Source organism: Vibrio sp. R15-SG3-ISO1B (assembly GCF_059833835.1).
The window spans coordinates 1-20,294 of sequence record NZ_JCBDGG010000038.1; the positions used below are offsets into that span (position 1 = coordinate 1).

Genomic DNA, 20,294 nt, shown 5'->3' on the forward strand with positions numbered 1-20,294 from the left:
CCATGCCACCAAACCATTGCAGTATCTGACGATAAAAAAGGATCGCTTTTGGCAACTCATCCAGCCCAACAATGACGGTGGCCCCTGTCGTGGTCAGCGCAGAGAATGATTCAAAAAACGCATCGGTCACCGACACATTGGGGTAATCCGCCGCTAAAAAAGGCAGCGCCCCTGCACTGCCCAGTACCGTCCAAAACAGCACCACAATCAGAAAACCATCACGGGCTTTCAGTTCATGTTTATGACGACGATTCGGAAACCAACACACTGCGCCACAGGCAAGCAAAACAAAAAAGGTGGTGACAAAGGGCACGCCCGCACCATCTCGATAGATAAGTGCGACTAAAGCAGGCGCCAGCATGGTGACGCTAAATAAGGCCAGCAGTAGGCCGACGATGCGAATAATTGAACGAAATTGCATACAGAGACGACTATTGAAGCTTGGCTTCAGACTTCCTAATTATCATTGTTTTCCATCGAAAGAGGTGATGTTAGCTTTGGCGCCACTTTTATTGATGACCGCCTGGGTAAACACAGCGGCATCCCTCCGCTCTATCTCTACCACCAGCACGACATGATCGCTGTACTCGGCCGATACTTCCACGGCATTGAATTGCGGTAGCATCGCCTGCGCAATAGGCAGGAAGCCATAGTCTAACTCCAGTCGCAAGTTTGTGGTGATTTTTTTCTCAATTGTTTGAAGCAACTTAAGCGCTTGCCCCACACCGCCACCATAGGCTTTGACCAAGCCTCCCGTCCCCAGCTTGATACCACCTGAATAACGGGTGACGACTGCCGTCACTTCACCAACTCCCGATCCGGATAATTGAGCCAAAATGGGTTTGCCCGCCGTCCCCGACGGCTCACCATCATCACTGAATCCCCACAGCATGGAATTTTCCGGTCGCCCTGCGACAAAACCCCAACAATGGTGCCGAGCACTGGGGTGCGCCCGTCTCACTTGTTCGATAAACGCCTTGGCACTGTCGATACTCGGTGTATGGGCGAGCTGGGTGATAAAGACGCTCTTCTTTATCTCTTCTTCAAACACCGCAGGCTGCAGGGGAACTAAATAAGGGTGATCATTCATGGGCATAGCAAGTCTTAGCAAACTGGCGTGAGTCTATCATGAGAGCGGTTTGCGCGTCGTCTAAGATTTGTCCAAGCGCACAATGTTAAACACTTGTTTGAAAAATGTATTGAATTTGTCCAATGAGCGATCCACACTAAGTTCTCTGGTCTAACCAGAGCAATAAATATAACAACTTTCCTAGTTAATCTTGCGTGGTCCACAACGACCGATTCGCGAGATCAACACGCAATCCACGATTGTATGTCATGGAGATAGACAATGATTTACCAAGCCGACACCCTACAGGTAAAGGAATTAAACGACGGGTTAGCTGAACTCTGTTTCTGCTCTCCACAATCCGTTAACAAACTCGATCTCGCCACACTCGAGTCTCTCGATAAGGCGCTCGATGCCCTCGCTCAACATTCAGGTCTTAAAGGTCTGCTGCTGACTTCAGACAAAGACGCGTTCATTGTTGGCGCCGACATCACCGAATTCTTAGGTTTGTTTGCCAAACCAGAAGCCCAGCTCGATACGTGGCTCCAATTCGCCAACAGCATCTTCAATAAGCTTGAAGATCTCCCAGTGCCGACCGTCTCTGTGGTCAAAGGCCACACCTTAGGTGGCGGTTGTGAGTGTGTACTCGCTACCGACATGCGTATTGGCGATAAAACCACCAGCATCGGCCTACCTGAAACCAAACTGGGTATCATGCCAGGCTTTGGTGGCTGTGTTCGCCTACCGCGCGTTATCGGCGCAGACAGTGCGATGGAAGTGATCACACAAGGCAAAGCCTGCCGTGCAGACGAAGCACTCGCGATCGGATTGTTGGACGCCGTCGTCGACTCTGAGACACTTTACGACTCTGCGCTGAGCACGCTCACCCTAGCCGTCAATGAGAAAATCGACTGGCAAGCTCGCCGCAAACAAAAAACCTCCGCGCTGACGCTCAGCAAGCTCGAATCTATGATGAGCTTTACCATGGCCAAAGGGTTAGTCGCCCAGAAAGCAGGCCCGCACTACCCAGCGCCGATGACGGCGGTCAAGACCATCGAACAAGGCGCAGGTTTTGCGCGCGATGAAGCGTTGGCCATTGAACGTAAACACTTTATTACGTTGGCAAAATCCGAGGAAGCGAAGGCGTTAGTTGGCCTGTTCCTTAACGATCAATACATCAAAGGGATTGCCAAGAAAGCAGAAAAATCGGCCGACAAAGCCACGGCGCGAGCTGCGGTACTTGGCGCTGGCATCATGGGCGGCGGCATTGCTTACCAATCCGCCCTCAAAGAGGTACCGGTGCTAATGAAAGACATTGCTCAGCCGTCACTGGATCTGGGCATGACCGAAGCCTCTAAGCTACTCAACAAGCAGCTTGAACGTGGCCGTATTGATGGCTTCAAAATGGCAGGCATCCTTGCCTCCATCACACCAAGCTTGCACTACGCGGGCATTGAGCAAGCTGATGTTGTCGTCGAAGCTGTGGTTGAAAACCCGAAAGTCAAAGCCGCTGTGCTGAGTGAAGTTGAGCAGCAGGTGAGCGAAGAGACGGTGATCACCTCGAACACATCGACTATTCCAATCAACTTGCTGGCTAAGTCGCTGTCTCGCCCAGACAAATTCTGTGGTATGCACTTCTTTAACCCCGTACACCGCATGCCATTGGTCGAGATCATCCGTGGTGAACACACCTCAGACGACACCATCAACCGCGTGGTCGCCTATGCGGCTAAGATGGGCAAATCCCCGATTGTGGTCAATGACTGCCCGGGATTTTTCGTCAACCGTGTGCTCTTCCCTTACTTTGGCGGCTTTAGCTTGCTACTGCGTGATGGGGCCGATTTCACCCAAGTCGATAAAGTCATGGAGCGTCAATTTGGTTGGCCGATGGGCCCTGCTTACTTGCTCGATGTGGTAGGTATTGATACGGCACATCATGCTCAAGCCGTCATGGCGCAAGGCTTCCCAGAGCGTATGGGTAAATCGGATCGTGATGCGATTGATGCGCTGTTTGATGCAAACAAGTACGGCCAGAAAAACGGCAGTGGCTTCTACAGCTACAGCGTCGATAGAAAAGGCAAACCGAAGAAAACCTTCAGTGATGATGTGTTACCGCTGCTCGCTGAAGTGACGCAATCGTCGCAAGCGTTTGATGACCAAACCATTATTCAACGCATGATGATTCCAATGATCAACGAAGTGGTGCTGTGTCTTGAAGAGGGCATCATTGCCTCTCCTCAAGAAGCGGACATGGCGCTGGTTTATGGTCTTGGCTTCCCTCCGTTCCGTGGTGGGGTGTTCCGTTATCTCGATAGTGTGGGCATTGCTGAGTTTGTCGCAATGGCGCAGCAATACTCGGATCTGGGTGCGATGTACCAGGTGCCAAAACTGCTCAAAACCATGGCTAAAAAAGGCGAGACCTTCTATGGCCCACAGCAGCAAAGTTCTATCTAAGGAGATTTCAGCATGACTACCCACACTAGAAACGTTGTCGTTGTCGATTGTCTACGTACTCCGATGGGACGTTCAAAAGGCGGCGCATTCCGCCACACACGTGCAGAAGATTTATCGGCACACTTAATGAAAGGTATCTTGGCCCGTAACCCGCAGGTGAACCCAAGCGAGATTGAAGACATCTACTGGGGCTGTGTGCAACAAACCCTTGAGCAAGGCTTCAATATTGCCCGTAACGCTGCGCTCCTCGCAGGGCTGCCGATTGAGATTGGTGCCGTGACGGTTAACCGTCTGTGCGGCTCCTCAATGCAAGCGCTGCACGATGGCACGCGCGCCATCATGACAGGCGATGCAGAGATCTGTCTGATTGGTGGTGTCGAGCACATGGGGCACGTTCCAATGAATCATGGCGTCGACTTCCACCCAGGCATGTCAAAACACGTAGCGAAAGCGGCGGGTATGATGGGTCTCACCGCGGAGATGCTCGGCAAACTGCACCAGATCAGCCGTGAGCAGCAAGATGCGTTCGCGGCACGTTCGCACGCAAGAGCTCACGCAGCCACGGTCGAAGGCCGTTTTAAGAACGAGATTCTTCCAACCGAAGGTCACGCCGCAGACGGCACACTGTTTACCCTCGACTTTGATGAAGTAATTCGTCCAGAAACCTCGGTCGAAGGTCTGTCTCAGTTGCGCCCCGTGTTTGACCCTGCCAACGGTACCGTCACTGCAGGCACCTCTTCCGCCCTGTCTGATGGCGCCTCAGCCATGTTGATCATGAGTGAGGAGAAAGCCAAAGAGCTTGGTCTCACCATTCGCGCTCGCATCAAAGGTATGGCGATTGCCGGTTGCGATCCTTCCATCATGGGATACGGACCTGTACCTGCAACACAAAAAGCCCTCAAGCGCGCTGGCCTCTCTATTGATGATATGGATGTGGTTGAGCTCAATGAGGCTTTCGCCGCCCAGGCTCTGCCTGTTGCGAAAGATCTCGGCTTACTGGACGTGATGGATGAAAAGGTCAACCTTAATGGCGGCGCTATCGCTCTCGGTCACCCATTAGGCTGCTCAGGTTCACGCATCTCAACCACCTTGATCAATCTTATGGAAGCGCAAGACGCCAAATACGGATTAGCGACCATGTGTATCGGTCTAGGTCAAGGCATCGCGACGGTGTTTGAACGCCCATAAGGCGTGTCAAATAATGTCAAAAGAGCCGCTTTGCGGCTCTTTTACTATCTATACCTATTACACTAAAGTGTTTTCAGCCCCCACTTTTCGGCGGTCTGTTTGAAAAATCCTTGGGTTTTCTTCAACTCAACCCAGTGATTAATGTAATTGATCCATACTTGGTCATCTTGGGGTAACAGCATCGCGATCGGGGTGGGCTTTCTTGCCTCTTTGACAGGCACAATCGCCAGCTGTTGAAACTTCTCGACCAAGGTCGCAGCTTCCACGTTGGAGGTCACTGAGACGTCCGCGCGGCGCGCCAATAGCTCTTGAAAATCACGAGCGGGCGCTTCGATGACAATGTGCTGCGCAGAAGGGAAAAACGCTTTCACCATCTTTTCTTGTACGGTACCCAGTGTGGCCGCCACTTTGACGTCAGGCGAGTCAAAATCAGACCAGTCTGAGAAACGCTCCAGATCCTTCTTCTGCACAACCGGGACAAAAGCGAGATAAAAATAGGGCTGACTGTACCCCGCTACCTTAGCGCGAGACATATTGAGCGACGCACTGCCTGTAATGTCATATTTGTTGGCAGTCACGCCATTGACCAAGGTTTTCCAGTCAGTGGCGACAAACTCGACACTGACCCCTAGGTCTTTGGCTAATTCGGTGGTCACATCGATATCAAACCCTCGATAACTATTGGTCGCCGGGTCTTTCATCGTCATTGGGTTCCAGTCGCCGGTCGTCCCGACACGCAGAACGCCTGAGTCTAAAATCTGATGGAGGCGACTGCCTTGAGCCATCGCTTGCGGGAGCGACAACAGGCTGATGAGCAGTGCGCAGATGATCGGTTTCATTTTATCGTCCTTAGTCATTACACGAATTCCACTTTCATTGTTAACATAGCAGTAAGAAACGGATTTTCTAGTCTAAACAAGGTGTAATGTGACCACTAAAGTATGGGTGTTGATCACTACGCTGCTGCTGACTGGCTGCAGTGACTATCAATGGGGATGGTATGTACTCGATCCTACCACCGAGCAAGGCCGAGCAAATGTGCTGTTTTTGATGGGTGGATTTGGTGAGACGGTGCAGATCTCCTTGCTCAGTATGGTGCTAGCGATGAGCCTTGGCTTGATGGTCGCGATGCCTGCCTTATCTAACCTGAGAGTGTTACGTTGGTTTAATCGTCTCTATGTCGAAAGCGTACGCTCAGTCCCGGTGCTCGTTTTGCTGCTGTGGGTCTATTATGGGATGCCTACCTTACTCGATCTTTCCTTAAATCATTTCTGGGCAGGCGTGATAGCCCTAACGATCGCCGAAAGCGCCTTTATGGCGGAAGTCTTTCGCGGTGGTATTCAAGCCATTAGCCGAGGTCAACGCGAAGCCTCTGAATCGTTAGGACTCGGTTACTGGCAGACCATGCGCTTTGTGATATTACCACAAGCCTTCCGTCAGATTTTGCCGCCACTGGGAAACCAATTTGTCTATATCCTCAAAATGAGTTCGTTGGTCAGTGTCATTGGTCTGAGCGATCTGACCCGCAGAGCGAACGAGCTGGTGGTCACCGAATACTTACCTTTGGAGATCTACACCTTTTTGGTGCTCGAATATCTATTGCTTATCTTATTGGTCTCTCAAGCCGTGCGCTGGCTAGAAAAGCGCATTGCGATTCCAAGCTTATAGATAGAAAAAAGCCGCTTCAATGAAGCGGCTTTGAAACTGAGCATCGACGATTATTTTTTCTTCACCGGACGCTGCCAGCCTGCAATCTTGCGCTCTTTAGCGCGAGTGATGACTAACTCACCTTGTGCAACGTCTTTCGTCAGCGTCGTGCCTGCGCCTATGGTCGCACCATCAGCAATCGTCACTGGTGCCACCAGCTGGCTGTCTGAGCCAACAAACACATCGTTGCCGATGATGGTTTTAAACTTGTTTGCGCCATCGTAGTTACACGTAATCGTACCCGCGCCAATGTTGGTGCGCTCACCAATCTCAGCATCGCCAAGATAAGTGAGGTGGTTGGCTTTTGAACCCTGACCAAGACGCGCGTTTTTCATTTCAACAAAGTTACCAACGTGGGCATCTTTCTTCAGCTCTGCGCCAGGGCGAAGACGAGTAAATGGCCCAACGGTACACTCTTCACCGACCGTAGCACCTTCAATCACGCTGTATGGGCGCACAATGGTGTTGTCGTCGATTTCGCAATCTTTGAGCACACACCCAGCGCCAATCACTACGTTATCGCCAAGAGAGACACTACCTTCAATCACAACATTGACGTCAATCTCACAGTCCATACCGCATTGCAGCTCACCACGCAAATCAAAACGTGCTGGGTCACGCAGCATCACGCCTTGTTCAAGCAGCTTGCGAGCTTGCATGGATTGGAAGGCACGTTCTAAGCGCGCCAACTGATTGCGATCGTTCACCCCTTCCACTTCGATAGGATTGACTGGGTGAACGGCCTCGACAGCGCGTCCTTCGTCGTGCGCGGCCGCAATGACGTCAGTGAGGTAATATTCACCTTGCGCGTTTTGGTTGTTGAGGCCAGATAACCAGCGCTTAAGATCGCCGCCTGTCGCGACCATCACACCTGTGTTGATCTCTTTGATTTGACGCTGCTCTTCGGTGGCATCTTTTTGTTCAACGATCGCCACAACAGGGCCATTCTTACGGACGATACGGCCGTAGCCTGTTGGGTTGTCTAAGACGACGGTCAAGAGCGCGATGCCGCCGGTAGGCTGCGCATCCAGCAAGCTCTCAATGGTCTCTTCCGAGATCAAAGGCACGTCGCCGTACAACACCAGGATCTTTTCATCATCTTGAAACTGATCCGACGCTTGATCCACCGCATGACCTGTCCCTAATTGATCCGCTTGCAATACCCAGTTAACAGACTCTTGGCTCAGTTCAGCTTGCATTTGATCGCCACCGTGGCCATAGACGAGGTGGATGTTTTGCGCGCCGAGCCCAGAGCAAGTATCAATCACGTGCTTCACCATAGGTTTACCCGCTAGGGTATGCAGTACCTTTGGCTTGTTAGAGTACATGCGAGTCCCTTTGCCCGCCGCGAGAATCACCGCGCTAAACTTCATGAAATTACCTATAGACGTTGTCATAAAAACTTGAGGGGTATTCTAGACACTAATCAACAATTAGTTAATGAAATCGGAAAATTTTCCGTTAAAAATTAAGCAGCCACCAGCCTTCTCGCCACCTAAGTTGGCTCACTCACGGCGCTCTGCTCGGTTGGCGAAACTGTTTCACTCGGAGAAAATAGGTTGCGGTAAATAAACAAAAGCCCCGAGCGAACTCGAGGCTTTATCTAGCGATTCAACGCACAATCATACTAGCGACGGCTGCTGCGTCTCACGAGCTCAATGACTTTCAATTGAGCGACCGCTTTCGCCAGCTCAGCCGCAGCTTTCGCGTAATCAACGTCACCGTGAGGTAGGTTGATCAGCTCTTCTGCACGCTGTTTTGCTTCTTCCGCTTTTGCTTTGTCTAGGTCTTCACCTCGAACAGCGGTATCCGCCAAGATGGTGACATCGTGAGCCTGTACTTCAAGAATACCGCCCGAAAGGTAAATAATTTCTTCCTCACCTTTCTTTGTTACGATGCGAACCATACCAGGACGAATCAGCGTCAACAACGGAGTATGACCCGCTAAAACACCGAGATCACCCTCTTCACCTGAAACTTGAATGCTGCGAGCATAGCCAGAGAAAATACGCTCTTCGGCACTCACAACGTCTAGGTTAAAGGTCACTGATGCAGTCATAACGCCTCCTTAAAGTCTTCGCTTACATCTTCTTCGCGTTTTCTAGAGCGTCGTCGATGCTTCCGCAGTACATAAATGCCTGCTCAGGAATATCATCATACTCACCAGAAAGAAGACCTTTAAAGCCACGAAGTGTCTCTGTAAGAGGTACGTATACACCCGGGTCACCCGTAAAGACTTCCGCTACGTGGTAAGGCTGAGTCAAGAAACGCTCAATCTTACGTGCACGAGATACGACTTGCTTATCTTCTTCAGATAGCTCGTCCATACCTAGGATAGCGATGATGTCTTTCAGCTCTTTGTAGCGCTGAAGTGTCTGCTGAACACCACGAGCGATGTCGTAGTGCTCTTGACCAACGACCAATGGGTCAAGCTGACGAGACGTTGAGTCAAGTGGGTCGATCGCTGGGTATAGACCCATAGCTGCGATGTTACGGTTAAGTACAACCGTTGCATCCAAGTGCGCGAACGTGGTGGCTGGAGACGGGTCAGTCAAGTCATCCGCTGGTACGTATACCGCCTGTACAGACGTGATAGAACCCGCTTTTGTTGACGTGATACGCTCCTGAAGTACACCCATCTCTTCTGCAAGAGTTGGCTGGTAACCTACCGCAGAAGGCATACGACCTAGCAGTGCAGATACTTCCGTACCCGCCAGCGTGTAACGGTAGATGTTATCAACGAACAGTAGAACGTCACGGCCTTCGTCACGGAAACGCTCAGCCATCGTTAGACCTGTCAGTGCAACACGTAGACGGTTGCCTGGTGGCTCGTTCATCTGACCGTAAACCATCGCAACCTTTGATTCTTCAGGTTTTTCGATGTTTACTACGCCCGCTTCCTGCATTTCGTAGTAGAAGTCGTTACCCTCACGAGTACGCTCACCTACACCCGCGAATACAGAAAGACCAGAGTGTTGTAGTGCGATGTTGTTGATAAGTTCCATCATGTTAACGGTCTTACCTACACCTGCACCACCGAATAGACCGATTTTACCACCCTTAGCGAATGGACAAACTAGGTCGATTACTTTTACGCCGGTTTCTAGAAGCGCTGTCTCGTTTGATTGCTCTTCGTAGCTTGGCGCTTGACGGTGGATAGAGTAAACCTCTTCTGCACCGATTTCGCCACGCTCGTCAATCGCGTCACCTAGAACGTTCATGATACGACCTAGGGTCTTAGTACCTACTGGTACTGAAATTGGAGCGCCTGTGTTAACCACTTCCACTCCGCGACGTAAACCATCAGAGCTACCCATCACGATACAACGAACTACGCCACCGCCTAGCTGTTGCTGAACTTCAAGAACAAGACGCTCTTTTGAGTCCGTAACGTTTAGAGCGTCATATACACTTGGTACATCGCTCTGTGGGAACTCTACGTCGACTACCGCACCGATGATCTGTACGATCTTACCTGTAGCCATCGTTAATCCTCTAAATTTAATCTGCCTAAATTACACTGCTGCCGCACCAGAAACGATCTCGGATAGCTCTTGTGTAATCGCCGCTTGACGGGCTTTGTTGTACACAAGCTCTAGTTCATCGATCAAGTTTCCAGCATTGTCAGATGCTGCTTTCATAGCAATCATACGAGCAGCCATTTCGCACGCTAAGTTTTCAACCACAGCCTGGTACACCTGAGACTCGATATAACGAGACATCAAGGTATTGAGCAGAACCTTTTGGTCTGACTCAAACATATAGCTCCACGCATGCTTGAACGACTCATCGTCACTCATGGACTTAGGCAAAGGTATTAATTGATCAATTTTGGGTTGCTGTGTCATTGAGTTCACAAACTCATTGAACACTAGGTACAAGCGATCGATTTCACCCTCTTCATACTTCTTAAGCATGACTTTGATAGAACCGATCAGATCATCTAATGATGGCGTGTCTCCCAAACCTGAGGTTTGAGCGACAATCTTCGCACCTATGCTATTGAAGTAAGATGTGGCTTTTGAACCGATCACTGCCAGCTCAATCTCTACACCTTGATTCGACCAATCGTTCATCTCCTTGACGGCTTGCTTGAACAAGTTAATGTTCAAGCCGCCACAAAGACCACGATCGGTCGATACCACAATATACCCAACGCGCTTAGCGCCACGTTCTACAAGGAATGGATGTTTGTATTCCAAGGTACCGTGCGCTAAATGACCAATGACTTTACGTATTATTTCAGCGTAAGGACGAGGGCCTTCCATTGCATCTTGCGTACGACGCATTTTGGAAGCCGCTACCATTTCCATCGCTTTCGTGATTTTTTGAGTGCTTTTGACACTACCAATCTTGCTACGAATTTCTTTTGTATTGGCCATCGTTACTCTCCGTTAATTACAAAACTTGCTTGTAATTACCAAGTTTGGGTTGCTTTGAAATCATCAACCAAGGCTTTCAGTTGAGCTTCGATTTCATCGTTGTAAGCGCCAGACTTGTCGATCTCAGCTGCAAAATCTGCATGCTGAGCACGAGCATACGATAGTAGAGCACCTTCAAAGTCGAGGACTTTGTTGAGCTCGATATCATCGAGATAGCCACGTTCCGCCGCGAAAATAGACAATGCTTGGTCAAACACTGACATTGGCGCGTACTGCTGCTGCTTCATCAATTCAGTCACTTTCTGACCGTGATTTAGCTGGCGTTTGGTCGCTGCATCAAGATCCGATGAGAACTGAGCAAAGGCTGCCAATTCACGGTATGCCGCCAATGCAGTACGGATACCACCTGACAGTTTCTTGATGATTTTCGTCTGAGCCGAACCACCTACACGAGATACTGAGATACCTGGGTCAACCGCTGGGCGTACACCCGCGTTGAACAGTTCAGTTTGTAGGAAGATCTGACCGTCGGTAATCGAGATTACGTTGGTCGGTACGAATGCCGATACGTCACCCGCTTGAGTTTCGATGATAGGTAGCGCAGTCAAAGAGCCTGTCTTACCTTTCACTTCACCGTTGGTGAAACGCTCTACGTACTCTTCGTTTACTCGCGCAGCGCGCTCTAGTAGACGTGAGTGGAGGTAGAATACGTCACCCGGGAAAGCCTCACGGCCTGGTGGACGTTTTAGGAGTAGAGAGATCTGACGGTAAGCAACCGCTTGTTTAGACAGGTCATCGTAAACAATCAGTGCATCTTCACCGCGGTCACGGAAGTACTCACCCATCGCACAACCTGCGTATGGCGCTAGGTATTGAAGCGCTGCAGATTCAGAAGCCGATGCTACGACAACAATCGTGTTCTGCAGTGCGCCGTGCTCTTCTAGTTTGCGAACCACGTTAGCAATGGTCGATGCTTTCTGACCAATCGCTACGTAGATAGAGAAAATACCCGAGTCTTTCTGGTTGATGATGGCATCGATCGCCATCGCCGTTTTACCAGTCTGACGGTCACCGATGATAAGCTCACGCTGACCACGACCGATTGGGATCATTGAGTCAACAGACTTGTAACCGGTTTGAACAGGCTGATCAACCGATTTACGGTCGATAACACCTGGTGCAATCACTTCAACTGGTGAGCTCAGTTTCGCATCGATAGGACCTTTGCCATCAATTGGTTGACCCAGTGTGTTAACCACACGGCCAAGCAGCTCAGGGCCTACAGGTACTTCAAGGATGCGTCCAGTACCCGTCACTTTCATCCCTTCTTTAAGGTCTGCGTACGGGCCCATCACTACAGCACCAACAGAGTCGCGCTCTAGGTTTAATGCCAATGCAAAACGATCACCTGGAAGCTCGATCATTTCACCTTGCATCACATCTTCAAGACCGTGAATGCGGAGAATACCGTCACTTACAGAGACGATCGTACCCTCATTACGAACTTCAGACACGACATTGAATTTTTCAATGCGCTGTCTAATCAGTTCGCTAATTTCCGTGGAATTAAGTTGCATTGCTCCAATTCCCCTAATTTAAGACTTAATAACGTCTTTAAGACGAGTTAAACGGCTAACGAGTGAGTTATCCAACACAGTATCGCCATCACGGATAACCGCGCCGCCGATCAAGTGCGCATCAACGATACAGTTTAATTTCACTGTGCCACCAAAACGCTGTTCAAGGCTGGCGATAAGCTGCGACTTTTGCGCTTCAGACAATTCAGTAGACGTCGTAACCGTCACCTCTTTCGTGTTTGAAGCCTTGTCTGCCAGTTTCTTGTACTGCTGATAAATATCACTTAACGCTGAGGTGCGACGATTCTCGATCACCACTTTCAAAAAGTTTTGAAAGGGTTCATCAAAGTATTCCCCGCCAACATCAACATACAATTGCACTAGTTGCTCAGGCTGCAAACTCAAAGCAGCGGTCTTTAGCTCTTTTACTGAAGACATCTCTTTGGCAAATGCAAGCATCTGTGACCATTGTTCAATGGCACTATTATCACTCGCAAAGCCGTATGCAGCCTTAGCATATGGTCGAGCAATAGTTGTCAAATCCGACATACTGATGCCCTCTTGTTATAGTTTTGCTGAAATACTATCAAGGATGTCTTGATGTGCAGCTGGATCAATAGAACGCTCGATCACTTTCTCTGCGCCAAGAATCACTAAGCTCGCCACGTCTTTCTTCAGCTCATTGCGCGCACGCAATGTTTCTGCTTCCAGCTCAGCTTTACCTTGAGAAAGAATATGATCTCGCTCGACAGTAGCTTCGTTGCGGGCTTCATCCAAAATCTGAGCTTTGCGTTTATTCGCTTGCTCGATGATTTCTAATGCTTGTTTCTTCGCGTCTTTCAGCTGGTCTGCCGCATTGTGCTTGGCAAGCTCTAACGCTTTGTCCGCACGTGCAGCCGACTCTAGACCTTCAGAGATCTTCTTTTGGCGTTCTTCAATAGCAGCAATTAATGGTGGCCACACGAACTTCATGCAGAACCACACAAAAATTAGAAATGCTATTGCTTGTCCCAGCAGAGTAGCATTGATATTCACAATGACCCTCCTTTACCTATTCTTAGTTTCGAAACATCGAAACGACGTATCATGAATGAATAAGAGAGGTCTATTACAGTGCGAATAGCATGTACATAGAGATACCAACACCGATCATTGGAACCGCATCCAATAGACCCGCGATGATGAACATGTTGGTTTGTAGAACAGGCGCCATTTCAGGCTGGCGAGCAACTGACTCAAGGAACTTACCACCAAGGATCGCGAAACCAAAACCTGTTGCGATAGCACACATGCCTAGTAGTAGACCTACAACCAAATAAATTTCCATAATTATCTCCAAATCAGATTTGATAAAAAAGTTAGGTAAAAATTAATGTGAATCGTTACTTGCCATGCTGAGGTAAACAACGGTCAGCATTGTAAAAATGAAGGCTTGTAAAACAATTACTAATATGTGGAAGATTGCCCAAATGACGTGCGCGACGACACCTAATCCACCCAATACAACACCAGCACCGTAGGTCACAGCGATCAGAATAAAGATCAACTCGCCCGAGTACATGTTGCCGTAAAGACGTAAAGAAAGAGACACCGGCTTAGCCAGCAATGAGACACTTTCCAAAACTAAGTTGAAAGGAATTAACGCTTTATTGTTAATTGGGTGAAGCGTAAATTCTTTCACAAATCCTTTAAATCCTTTGTACTTGATGTAGTAAACCACTGTCAGTACTAGGACACCTAATGCAAGTGCTAGCGTGATGTTTAAGTCAACCGTAGGTACGATCTTAAAGTACTCAAAGCCAGCCGCCCCCATTAGATGAGGAATAAAGTCAACGGGTACTAGATCCATCAAGTTCATGAGGAAAATCCACACAAACAAGGTAAGAGCTAGTGGTGCGACTAATTTATCACGACCATGGAAAGCATCTTTTACAATGGCATCGACTTGCTCTACGACCATTTCGATAAAACATTGCAGCTTACCAGGCGTGCCTGTGGTTGCATTTTTTCCGACACGATAAAACAACCACAAAAATAGTGCACCTAGACCAACAGAGAACAACAATGAATCCCAATGTAAGGTCCAGAACCCAGCGTCGGCACAACCATAGTTGGTTGCTACGCCACCATCAACCACACAAATCTTCGCGTTGGTTAGGTGGTGCTGAATATATTCCTGCGGAGTATCAGCCATGGTTAATCCCATTTTTATGAAAAAATAAAATTGGTGATAACCAGAAGATCAGCAGTGTGAGCTTGTAACCTGTAAAGAACGCCCCTGGTTTGAGGAACTCGTTGACAGAAAACACCAACACAAACATCACTATGGTAAACACCAGCTTTAACGCCCATCCCACCATCAGGAAGCCAAGGAGAACTTTCCCATCGGACCCTGGTTTAGGGAAAAACGTAAACAGGGCATAAATGTAATTACCCATCACCGCGATAAAGCCGCCTTTTAAAACAAAGCGAGCCGTTTCAGGGCTGATCATCACATAAGCCAAGCTCCCGATGAGGAGCACAAATATCAGCTGGAGGTGGACGAGTCTAAAAGCAGCTCTTCCTTGCTTGCTTCGATTTGCACTAAACATCAAAAGCACCTGTTTCTGTATCTAACACCGCATTGATCACAGTCAATGCATGGTGAAAAAAAGCACGAAAATTATATAGTTCTTACCCAAAAACACAATAATTGCTTCGGTGATAAGCTTTATTCCTACTAGGAAGTGTGAGCTAGGAAGCGGAATCGATGTTTTGTAGTTGTTTTAACATCGATTGAAGTTGCTCATTGTCTGCAAAGTTGATGACAATTTTACCATCGCCTTTTGTTGACATTTGTAGGGCAACTTTTGTGTTTAATTGTTCAGACAAATGCTTTAACGACAACTCCGTCGTGTTATCAATTTCTGGTTTTGGCGTGGTTGATTCAACTTCGCCCTGGAGCGTCTTTTTTACTAAGTTTTCTGTTTGACGCACCGTCAGTTTTTTCTTGGCAACGTGATTGGCGAGCGCCACTTGCTGCGTGGCTTCTAACGCCAGTAACGCGCGAGCATGGCCCATCTCAATCAATTTGGCCGACATCAAGGCTTTCACTTCATTGTCTAACTGGTTGAGTCTTAACAAGTTACTCACAGTGGTGCGTGACTTGCCAATCGCATCCGCCACTTGCTGATGAGTCAATTCAAATTCGTCTTGAAGACGCTCCAATGCTTGGGCTTCTTCAATTGCATTGAGGTCTTCGCGCTGAATGTTTTCAATCAATGCCATCGCAACCGCCGCACGGTCTTCGACATTTTTGACCACGCAAGGCACTTGCTTGAGACCGGCTTTACGCGCCGCACGCCAGCGACGTTCGCCAGCGATGATTTCGTATTTGTCCGCCTCAACCTGACGCACAACAATCGGCTGGATAATCCCTTGCGACTCTATCGATGAGGCCAACTCTTCGAGCGCTTCAGGCTCCATCTCTTTGCGGGGCTGATACACGCCCGGTTGTAACGCATTGATACTCAGTTCAGTCAAATGCCCATCGGACGACAACGCTTGGCTATTGAGCGCACTTTGCTGTTTCTCACGCGCCAGTGAGCTGGTCGATAGCAGAGCGTCAAGCCCTTTACCTAAACCACGTTTAGACATAAGACGGAATCCTTCGGTTGATTATGCGGGTACTTCTTCGCGGCGAAGCATTTCTCCAGCAAGGGCAAGGTACGCTTTTGCGCCCGCTGAATACTTGTCGTAATACATGGCAGGTTTGCCATGACTCGGCGCTTCGGCCAAGCGAACATTTCGGGGAATAACAGTGCGGTACACTTTGTTGCCAAAGTGCTTTTTGAGTTGATCGGACACTTCATTCGAGAGGCGATTACGCGGGTCATACATGGTGCGTAACAAGCCCTCGATTCTTAGATTTTCGTTGACGACAGCAGCGAGCTTGCTGATTGTATCCATCAATGCCGTTAACCCTTCTAACGCGAAATACTCGCACTGCATCGGAACCAAGACGGAATCAGCTGCAGCCATAGCATTGATTGTAAGAAGGTTTAGCGACGGAGGACAATCGATAAAGATGAAATCATAGTTATCACGAACGGAGGATAAGGCGTGCTTGAGACGCACTTCGCGGGCAAACACTTCCATTAATTTGATTTCTGCGGCGGTGACATCACCGTTAGCCGCGATCAAATCGTAATTGCCAGACGTCTTACGACAGACCACCTCTTCGAACGGTACGTCTTCAACCAGCAGTTCGTAGGCCGTGGCGTCGACTTGGTACTTATCAACACCGCTTGCCATGGTTGCGTTTCCTTGCGGGTCGAGGTCAATGACCAACACTTTGCGCTTAGTCGCAGCCATAGATGCGGCTAAGTTGACACAGGTCGTTGTTTTACCCACGCCACCTTTTTGGTTAGCAATTGCTACGATTTTTCCCACAGTGAACCTCGCTATTAATCCTTGCGCGATAAGATTACTAGATGACGCTCGCCTTCCAACTCTGGAACATTCAAAGCTTTGATCTCGCTCACAGAACACCAGTCGGGCAATTGTTCAATCTCATCCTGAGGCAATTGACCTTTCAGCGCCAGAAACACGCCTGACTCCGCTTTTGGAAGGTGATGACACCAACTGACCATGTCTACCATAGAAGCGAATGCGCGACTTAGAACAGCGTCAAACTTCTCTTCTGGTTGAAACTCTTCGACGCGACTTTGAATCGGCGTCACGTTTTTTATCCCCAGCTCATGCAGCACTTGTTTGATAAAGCGAATGCGTTTGCCGAGACTGTCGAGCAAATAAAAGGTTTTCTCTGGGTGCATGATCGCCAAAGGGATCCCTGGCAATCCTGGACCAGTACCGACATCGATAAAGCGCTCACCGACTAAGTGAGTACTCACAACAATGCTATCCAAGATGTGTTTAACTAACATCTCAAACGGGTCACGCACTGAGGTCAGGTTGTAGGCTTTGTTCCACTTGTCCAGCATTGCCACATAACCCACCAACTGCTCGCGTTGCGCATCAGAGACCTGCAGGTCAGTGGTCGCGATCAGCGCATCGAGTTTGTCACGTAGTGCGCTCATGCCGCTTCCTCACCTTTTTTCAACATACCGTGCTTTTTCAAATGCACCAACAAAATGGAGATTGCGGCTGGCGTAATACCTGAGATACGAGAAGCAATACCAATCGACTCAGGTTTGGCTTCTGACAGCTTGGCAATCACTTCGTTCGACAAACCTTTCACTTGTCGGTAATCCAAATCGAGCGGCAACTTGGTGTGTTCATGACGCAATGATTTCTCAATCTCGTCTTGCTGACGCTTGATGTAACCTTCGTACTTGACTTGTATCTCCACTTGCTCTGCCGCTTGTTGATCATCCAGCGCAGGCTGGAAGGTCTCTAGCGAGGTCAGCTGCTGATAGGTGATTTCAGGGCGACGAAGAAGATCTTCACCGCTTGCTTCACGCACTAACGGAGTTTTCAGTAGATCGTTCAGCGCATCGATCCCCGCCGATTTCGGGTTGATCCAGATATCTTGTAGGCGCTGACGCTCTTTTTCCATCTGCTCGATCTTTTGATTGAATCGCGTCCAACGCGCCTCACTCACCAAGCCCAATTCATGCGCTTTTTCGGTCAAACGCAGATCGGCGTTGTCTTCACGCAGCAGCAAACGGTACTCGGCGCGCGAGGTAAACATGCGGTAAGGCTCTTTCGTGCCCATGGTCGAGAGGTCATCAATCAACACGCCCATGTAGGCTTGGTCGCGTCGCGGGTTCCAACCTTCTTTGCCCTGGCTGTGCAAACTGGCGTTCAAACCGGCCATCAAACCTTGTGCCGCCGCTTCTTCGTAACCGGTGGTACCGTTGATCTGGCCCGCAAAGAACAGACCAGAGATAAATTTGGTTTCATAGGTTTGCTTGAGATCGCGTGGGTCGAAGAAATCGTATTCGATTGCGTATCCCGGACGCACGATGTGCGCGTTTTCAAACCCTTTCATTGAACGCACGATTTGAACCTGAACATCGAACGGCAAGCTGGTGGAAATACCATTTGGGTAGAGTTCGTGTGTCGTCAAGCCTTCCGGCTCAATGAAAATCTGGTGGCTGTTCTTATCCGCAAAGCGCATCACTTTGTCTTCAATCGAAGGACAGTAACGTGGCCCAATCCCTTCAATCACCCCGGCGTACATCGGGCTACGATCGAGGTTGTTGCGGATCACTTCGTGGGTGCTCTCGTTGGTGTGCGTGATGTAACACGGGATCTGCGCCGGATGTTGGCGACGATCACCTAAAAACGAGAATACCGGGGTCGGGTTGTCACCGTGTTGCACTTCTAGCTGTGAAAAATCCACACTGCGTGCATCGATGCGCGGAGGCGTACCGGTTTTCAAACGATCAACGCGGAACGGTAATTCACGCAGACGATCCGCAAGCGCGATCGATGGTGGATCCCCAGCGCGGCCACCAGAAGCGCTTTCCATGCCAATGTGGATCTTGCCACCTAGGAATGTCCCGACGGTGAGTACCACTGCTTTGGCGCGAAACTTGAGACCCATTTGAGTCACCACACCGACCGCCACTTCGTTCTCAACAATCAGGTCATCCACCGATTGTTGGAATAGGGTTAGGTTTGGCGCGTTTTCCAACGCATGGCGAACATACGCTTTGTACAAAGCACGATCCGCTTGAGCGCGAGTGGCGCGTACCGCTGGGCCTTTGGAAGCGTTGAGTGTACGAAATTGAATACCTGCGTGGTCGATGGCTTGTGCCATCAAACCGCCCATTGCATCGACCTCTTTGACAAGATGGCCTTTACCGATCCCACCAATGGCAGGGTTACATGACATCTGTCCTAGGGTGTCGATATTGTGCGTCAGCAACAGCGTCTTTTGACCTGTACGTGCAGACGCGAGGGCGGCTTCCGTTCCTGCATGACCGCCACCGACAACGATGACGTCAAAGTTTTCGTGATAAAGCATGAACTGACCTCAGGTATTCAATCAAGCAATAGAAAAGTTAAAAGAGCGTTATTCTACCTTCTTTCCAAGGGAGAGAAAATGCTTTTGATGCTTTTGTCTTAAAGGGCTGAAACTCTTATATATATAAGATCTATATATATGATCTTTTATTAGATCTACTATTAGGATCGACGATCTCTGTGGATAACTAAAAAATGATCAACAAGATCATGGATCTTTTTATGATCATATCATGTGATCTTACCTTGATCTGATCGAGGATTACCTGGGATCAAAATCGATGGTTATACACAGGGGTTGGCAAAGGTAAAAGTTGTTATTTGGATAACTAAAGGAAGATAACGGGATATCATCTTAGTTATCCACAGATACTTTGGCTAAAAAAGCAGCGAACAGTACGAGAGGAAAAGAGAAGGTGAGGTGAACAGCGGCCAATATTGCGCACAATACTGGCCGAGGAGGGGGATCAGAAACGGTCGATATGAGTTTCTAGCCAGGCTTGTGCCGCATCTTCTGGTACGTCATGGCTAAGGACATCAATCGTAACGCACTCCGCGAGCGGCGTGGCACCTATGTCTTCCAATAGGGCGTAGGCATGTTGGCCTGCTGCGCAAAAGGTATCGTAGCTCGAATCACCAATCGCGATCACCGCATAGTTGACGTTCGCCATATTTGGCGGTGTGTTTTGCAGCGCGGCAATGAAGGGCTGAATGTTGTCTGGGTATTCGCCCGCACCGTGGGTTGAAGTGATGATGAGCCAAGTGCCTTGTGCCTCTATCTCATTCAGATCCGGTTGGTTGTGGATTGTGGTTTCAAAGCCTTGTTCAATCAGCAGATCACTGAGGTGATCGCCCACGTATTCGGCTCCGCCTAAGGTACTGCCTGTTATTATATGGATCATGGGTTTTCCTTACGCCAATAAAAAGCGCGACCGTGTGCCGCGC

Annotated in this window: 21 protein-coding genes; 3 read left to right on the plus strand and 18 right to left on the minus strand. The window is 49.2% G+C overall.

Annotated features, from left to right (window positions below):
• Both AC6R0S_RS11220 and AC6R0S_RS11225 read right to left on the minus strand, forming a co-directional pair.
• Positions 1-421 (minus strand): potassium transporter TrkG (locus tag AC6R0S_RS11220; protein WP_500637943.1); only part of this gene is annotated, 421 nt, incomplete at its 3' end.
• Positions 422-463: 42 nt separating this feature from the next.
• Positions 464-1,090: a YigZ family protein gene (locus tag AC6R0S_RS11225; RefSeq protein ID WP_500634073.1), complete on the minus strand. Its 627-nt coding sequence runs from the start codon at positions 1,088-1,090 to the stop codon at positions 464-466.
• 261 nt (positions 1,091-1,351) lie between these two features.
• On the opposite strand from AC6R0S_RS11225, the gene fadB reads away from it, so the two are divergent.
• Positions 1,352-3,523 carry a fatty acid oxidation complex subunit alpha FadB gene (gene fadB / locus AC6R0S_RS11230; RefSeq protein WP_500637944.1) on the plus strand — a complete coding sequence of 724 codons (2,172 nt, stop codon included), beginning with the start codon at positions 1,352-1,354 and terminating at the stop codon, positions 3,521-3,523.
• 12 nt (positions 3,524-3,535) lie between these two features.
• A complete protein-coding gene (gene fadA / locus AC6R0S_RS11235; RefSeq protein WP_334555551.1) occupies positions 3,536-4,711 on the plus strand; it encodes an acetyl-CoA C-acyltransferase FadA in 1,176 nt (391 codons plus the stop codon).
• Between the two features lie 62 nt (positions 4,712-4,773).
• Here fadA and AC6R0S_RS11240 read toward each other — a convergent pair whose 3' ends face one another.
• Positions 4,774-5,496 carry a transporter substrate-binding domain-containing protein gene (locus AC6R0S_RS11240; RefSeq protein WP_487902973.1) on the minus strand — a complete coding sequence of 241 codons (723 nt, stop codon included), beginning with the start codon at positions 5,494-5,496 and terminating at the stop codon, positions 4,774-4,776.
• A 142-nt stretch (positions 5,497-5,638) separates the two neighbouring features.
• Here AC6R0S_RS11240 and AC6R0S_RS11245 point away from each other — a divergent pair, with 142 nt between their 5' ends.
• Positions 5,639-6,379, plus strand: a complete 741-nt coding sequence (locus AC6R0S_RS11245) for an amino acid ABC transporter permease (protein ID WP_500637945.1) — start codon at positions 5,639-5,641, stop codon at positions 6,377-6,379.
• Between the two features lie 50 nt (positions 6,380-6,429).
• Here the strand turns inward: AC6R0S_RS11245 and glmU are convergent, their stop codons facing one another.
• The 15 genes from glmU to mioC form a co-directional block, all read right to left on the minus strand.
• Positions 6,430-7,791 (minus strand): bifunctional UDP-N-acetylglucosamine diphosphorylase/glucosamine-1-phosphate N-acetyltransferase GlmU, encoded by a 1,362-nt coding sequence (gene glmU / locus AC6R0S_RS11250; RefSeq protein ID WP_500637946.1) that lies wholly within the window; start codon positions 7,789-7,791, stop codon positions 6,430-6,432.
• Between the two features lie 254 nt (positions 7,792-8,045).
• Complete coding sequence (locus tag AC6R0S_RS11255; RefSeq protein WP_487902950.1) at positions 8,046-8,477, minus strand: F0F1 ATP synthase subunit epsilon; 432 nt, start codon at positions 8,475-8,477, stop codon at positions 8,046-8,048.
• A gap of 22 nt (positions 8,478-8,499) precedes the next feature.
• Positions 8,500-9,903, minus strand: coding sequence for a F0F1 ATP synthase subunit beta (atpD, locus tag AC6R0S_RS11260; RefSeq protein ID WP_334555544.1), 1,404 nt, complete (start codon positions 9,901-9,903; stop codon positions 8,500-8,502).
• 30 nt (positions 9,904-9,933) lie between these two features.
• On the minus strand, positions 9,934-10,800 hold the full coding sequence (gene atpG, locus AC6R0S_RS11265) for a F0F1 ATP synthase subunit gamma (RefSeq protein ID WP_334555543.1): 867 nt from the start codon (positions 10,798-10,800) through the stop codon (positions 9,934-9,936).
• A gap of 35 nt (positions 10,801-10,835) precedes the next feature.
• A complete protein-coding gene (atpA, locus tag AC6R0S_RS11270; protein ID WP_500626267.1) occupies positions 10,836-12,377 on the minus strand; it encodes a F0F1 ATP synthase subunit alpha in 1,542 nt (513 codons plus the stop codon).
• Between the two features lie 18 nt (positions 12,378-12,395).
• Positions 12,396-12,926, minus strand: a complete 531-nt coding sequence (locus AC6R0S_RS11275; RefSeq protein ID WP_487902951.1) for a F0F1 ATP synthase subunit delta — start codon at positions 12,924-12,926, stop codon at positions 12,396-12,398.
• Between the two features lie 15 nt (positions 12,927-12,941).
• Positions 12,942-13,412 carry a F0F1 ATP synthase subunit B gene (atpF, locus tag AC6R0S_RS11280; RefSeq protein ID WP_487902952.1) on the minus strand — a complete coding sequence of 157 codons (471 nt, stop codon included), beginning with the start codon at positions 13,410-13,412 and terminating at the stop codon, positions 12,942-12,944.
• A gap of 73 nt (positions 13,413-13,485) precedes the next feature.
• On the minus strand, positions 13,486-13,704 hold the full coding sequence (gene atpE, locus AC6R0S_RS11285; RefSeq protein WP_334555539.1) for a F0F1 ATP synthase subunit C: 219 nt from the start codon (positions 13,702-13,704) through the stop codon (positions 13,486-13,488).
• Between the two features lie 42 nt (positions 13,705-13,746).
• On the minus strand, positions 13,747-14,571 hold the full coding sequence (atpB, locus tag AC6R0S_RS11290; RefSeq protein WP_334555538.1) for a F0F1 ATP synthase subunit A: 825 nt from the start codon (positions 14,569-14,571) through the stop codon (positions 13,747-13,749).
• Positions 14,564-14,968 carry an ATP synthase subunit I gene (locus AC6R0S_RS11295; RefSeq protein ID WP_334555537.1) on the minus strand — a complete coding sequence of 135 codons (405 nt, stop codon included), beginning with the start codon at positions 14,966-14,968 and terminating at the stop codon, positions 14,564-14,566. The genes atpB and AC6R0S_RS11295 overlap by 8 nt, the downstream gene beginning before the upstream one ends.
• A gap of 142 nt (positions 14,969-15,110) precedes the next feature.
• A complete protein-coding gene (locus AC6R0S_RS11300; protein WP_500626268.1) occupies positions 15,111-16,013 on the minus strand; it encodes a ParB/RepB/Spo0J family partition protein in 903 nt (300 codons plus the stop codon).
• A 21-nt stretch (positions 16,014-16,034) separates the two neighbouring features.
• On the minus strand, positions 16,035-16,808 hold the full coding sequence (locus AC6R0S_RS11305; protein ID WP_334555535.1) for a ParA family protein: 774 nt from the start codon (positions 16,806-16,808) through the stop codon (positions 16,035-16,037).
• A 14-nt stretch (positions 16,809-16,822) separates the two neighbouring features.
• On the minus strand, positions 16,823-17,455 hold the full coding sequence (gene rsmG, locus AC6R0S_RS11310; RefSeq protein WP_487902954.1) for a 16S rRNA (guanine(527)-N(7))-methyltransferase RsmG: 633 nt from the start codon (positions 17,453-17,455) through the stop codon (positions 16,823-16,825).
• Complete coding sequence (mnmG, locus tag AC6R0S_RS11315) at positions 17,452-19,350, minus strand: tRNA uridine-5-carboxymethylaminomethyl(34) synthesis enzyme MnmG (protein ID WP_500630501.1); 1,899 nt, start codon at positions 19,348-19,350, stop codon at positions 17,452-17,454. Before mnmG ends, rsmG begins: the two co-directional genes overlap by 4 nt.
• Positions 19,351-19,816: 466 nt before the next feature.
• A complete protein-coding gene (gene mioC / locus AC6R0S_RS11320) occupies positions 19,817-20,251 on the minus strand; it encodes an FMN-binding protein MioC (protein WP_500626271.1) in 435 nt (144 codons plus the stop codon).
• Positions 20,252-20,294 lie beyond the last annotated feature (43 nt).

Excerpts from the sequence above, each read along its gene's own strand:
- AC6R0S_RS11225 (WP_500634073.1), bottom strand. The coding sequence starts at position 1,090 with ATGAATGATCACCCTTATTTAGTTCCCCTGCAGCCTGCGGTGTTTGAA.
- fadB (WP_500637944.1), top strand. The coding sequence starts at position 1,352 with ATGATTTACCAAGCCGACACCCTACAGGTAAAGGAATTAAACGACGGG.
- fadA (WP_334555551.1), top strand. The coding sequence starts at position 3,536 with ATGACTACCCACACTAGAAACGTTGTCGTTGTCGATTGTCTACGTACT.
- AC6R0S_RS11240 (WP_487902973.1), bottom strand. The coding sequence starts at position 5,496 with ATGGCTCAAGGCAGTCGCCTCCATCAGATTTTAGACTCAGGCGTTCTG.
- glmU (WP_500637946.1), bottom strand. The coding sequence starts at position 7,791 with ATGAAGTTTAGCGCGGTGATTCTCGCGGCGGGCAAAGGGACTCGCATG.
- AC6R0S_RS11255 (WP_487902950.1), bottom strand. The coding sequence starts at position 8,477 with ATGACTGCATCAGTGACCTTTAACCTAGACGTTGTGAGTGCCGAAGAG.
- atpD (WP_334555544.1), bottom strand. The coding sequence starts at position 9,903 with ATGGCTACAGGTAAGATCGTACAGATCATCGGTGCGGTAGTCGACGTA.
- atpG (WP_334555543.1), bottom strand. The coding sequence starts at position 10,800 with ATGGCCAATACAAAAGAAATTCGTAGCAAGATTGGTAGTGTCAAAAGC.
- atpA (WP_500626267.1), bottom strand. The coding sequence starts at position 12,377 with ATGCAACTTAATTCCACGGAAATTAGCGAACTGATTAGACAGCGCATT.
- AC6R0S_RS11275 (WP_487902951.1), bottom strand. The coding sequence starts at position 12,926 with ATGTCGGATTTGACAACTATTGCTCGACCATATGCTAAGGCTGCATAC.
- atpE (WP_334555539.1), bottom strand. The coding sequence starts at position 13,704 with ATGGAAATTTATTTGGTTGTAGGTCTACTACTAGGCATGTGTGCTATC.
- atpB (WP_334555538.1), bottom strand. The coding sequence starts at position 14,571 with ATGGCTGATACTCCGCAGGAATATATTCAGCACCACCTAACCAACGCG.
- AC6R0S_RS11295 (WP_334555537.1), bottom strand. The coding sequence starts at position 14,968 with ATGTTTAGTGCAAATCGAAGCAAGCAAGGAAGAGCTGCTTTTAGACTC.
- AC6R0S_RS11300 (WP_500626268.1), bottom strand. The coding sequence starts at position 16,013 with ATGTCTAAACGTGGTTTAGGTAAAGGGCTTGACGCTCTGCTATCGACC.
- rsmG (WP_487902954.1), bottom strand. The coding sequence starts at position 17,455 with ATGAGCGCACTACGTGACAAACTCGATGCGCTGATCGCGACCACTGAC.
- mnmG (WP_500630501.1), bottom strand. The coding sequence starts at position 19,350 with ATGCTTTATCACGAAAACTTTGACGTCATCGTTGTCGGTGGCGGTCAT.
- mioC (WP_500626271.1), bottom strand. The coding sequence starts at position 20,251 with ATGATCCATATAATAACAGGCAGTACCTTAGGCGGAGCCGAATACGTG.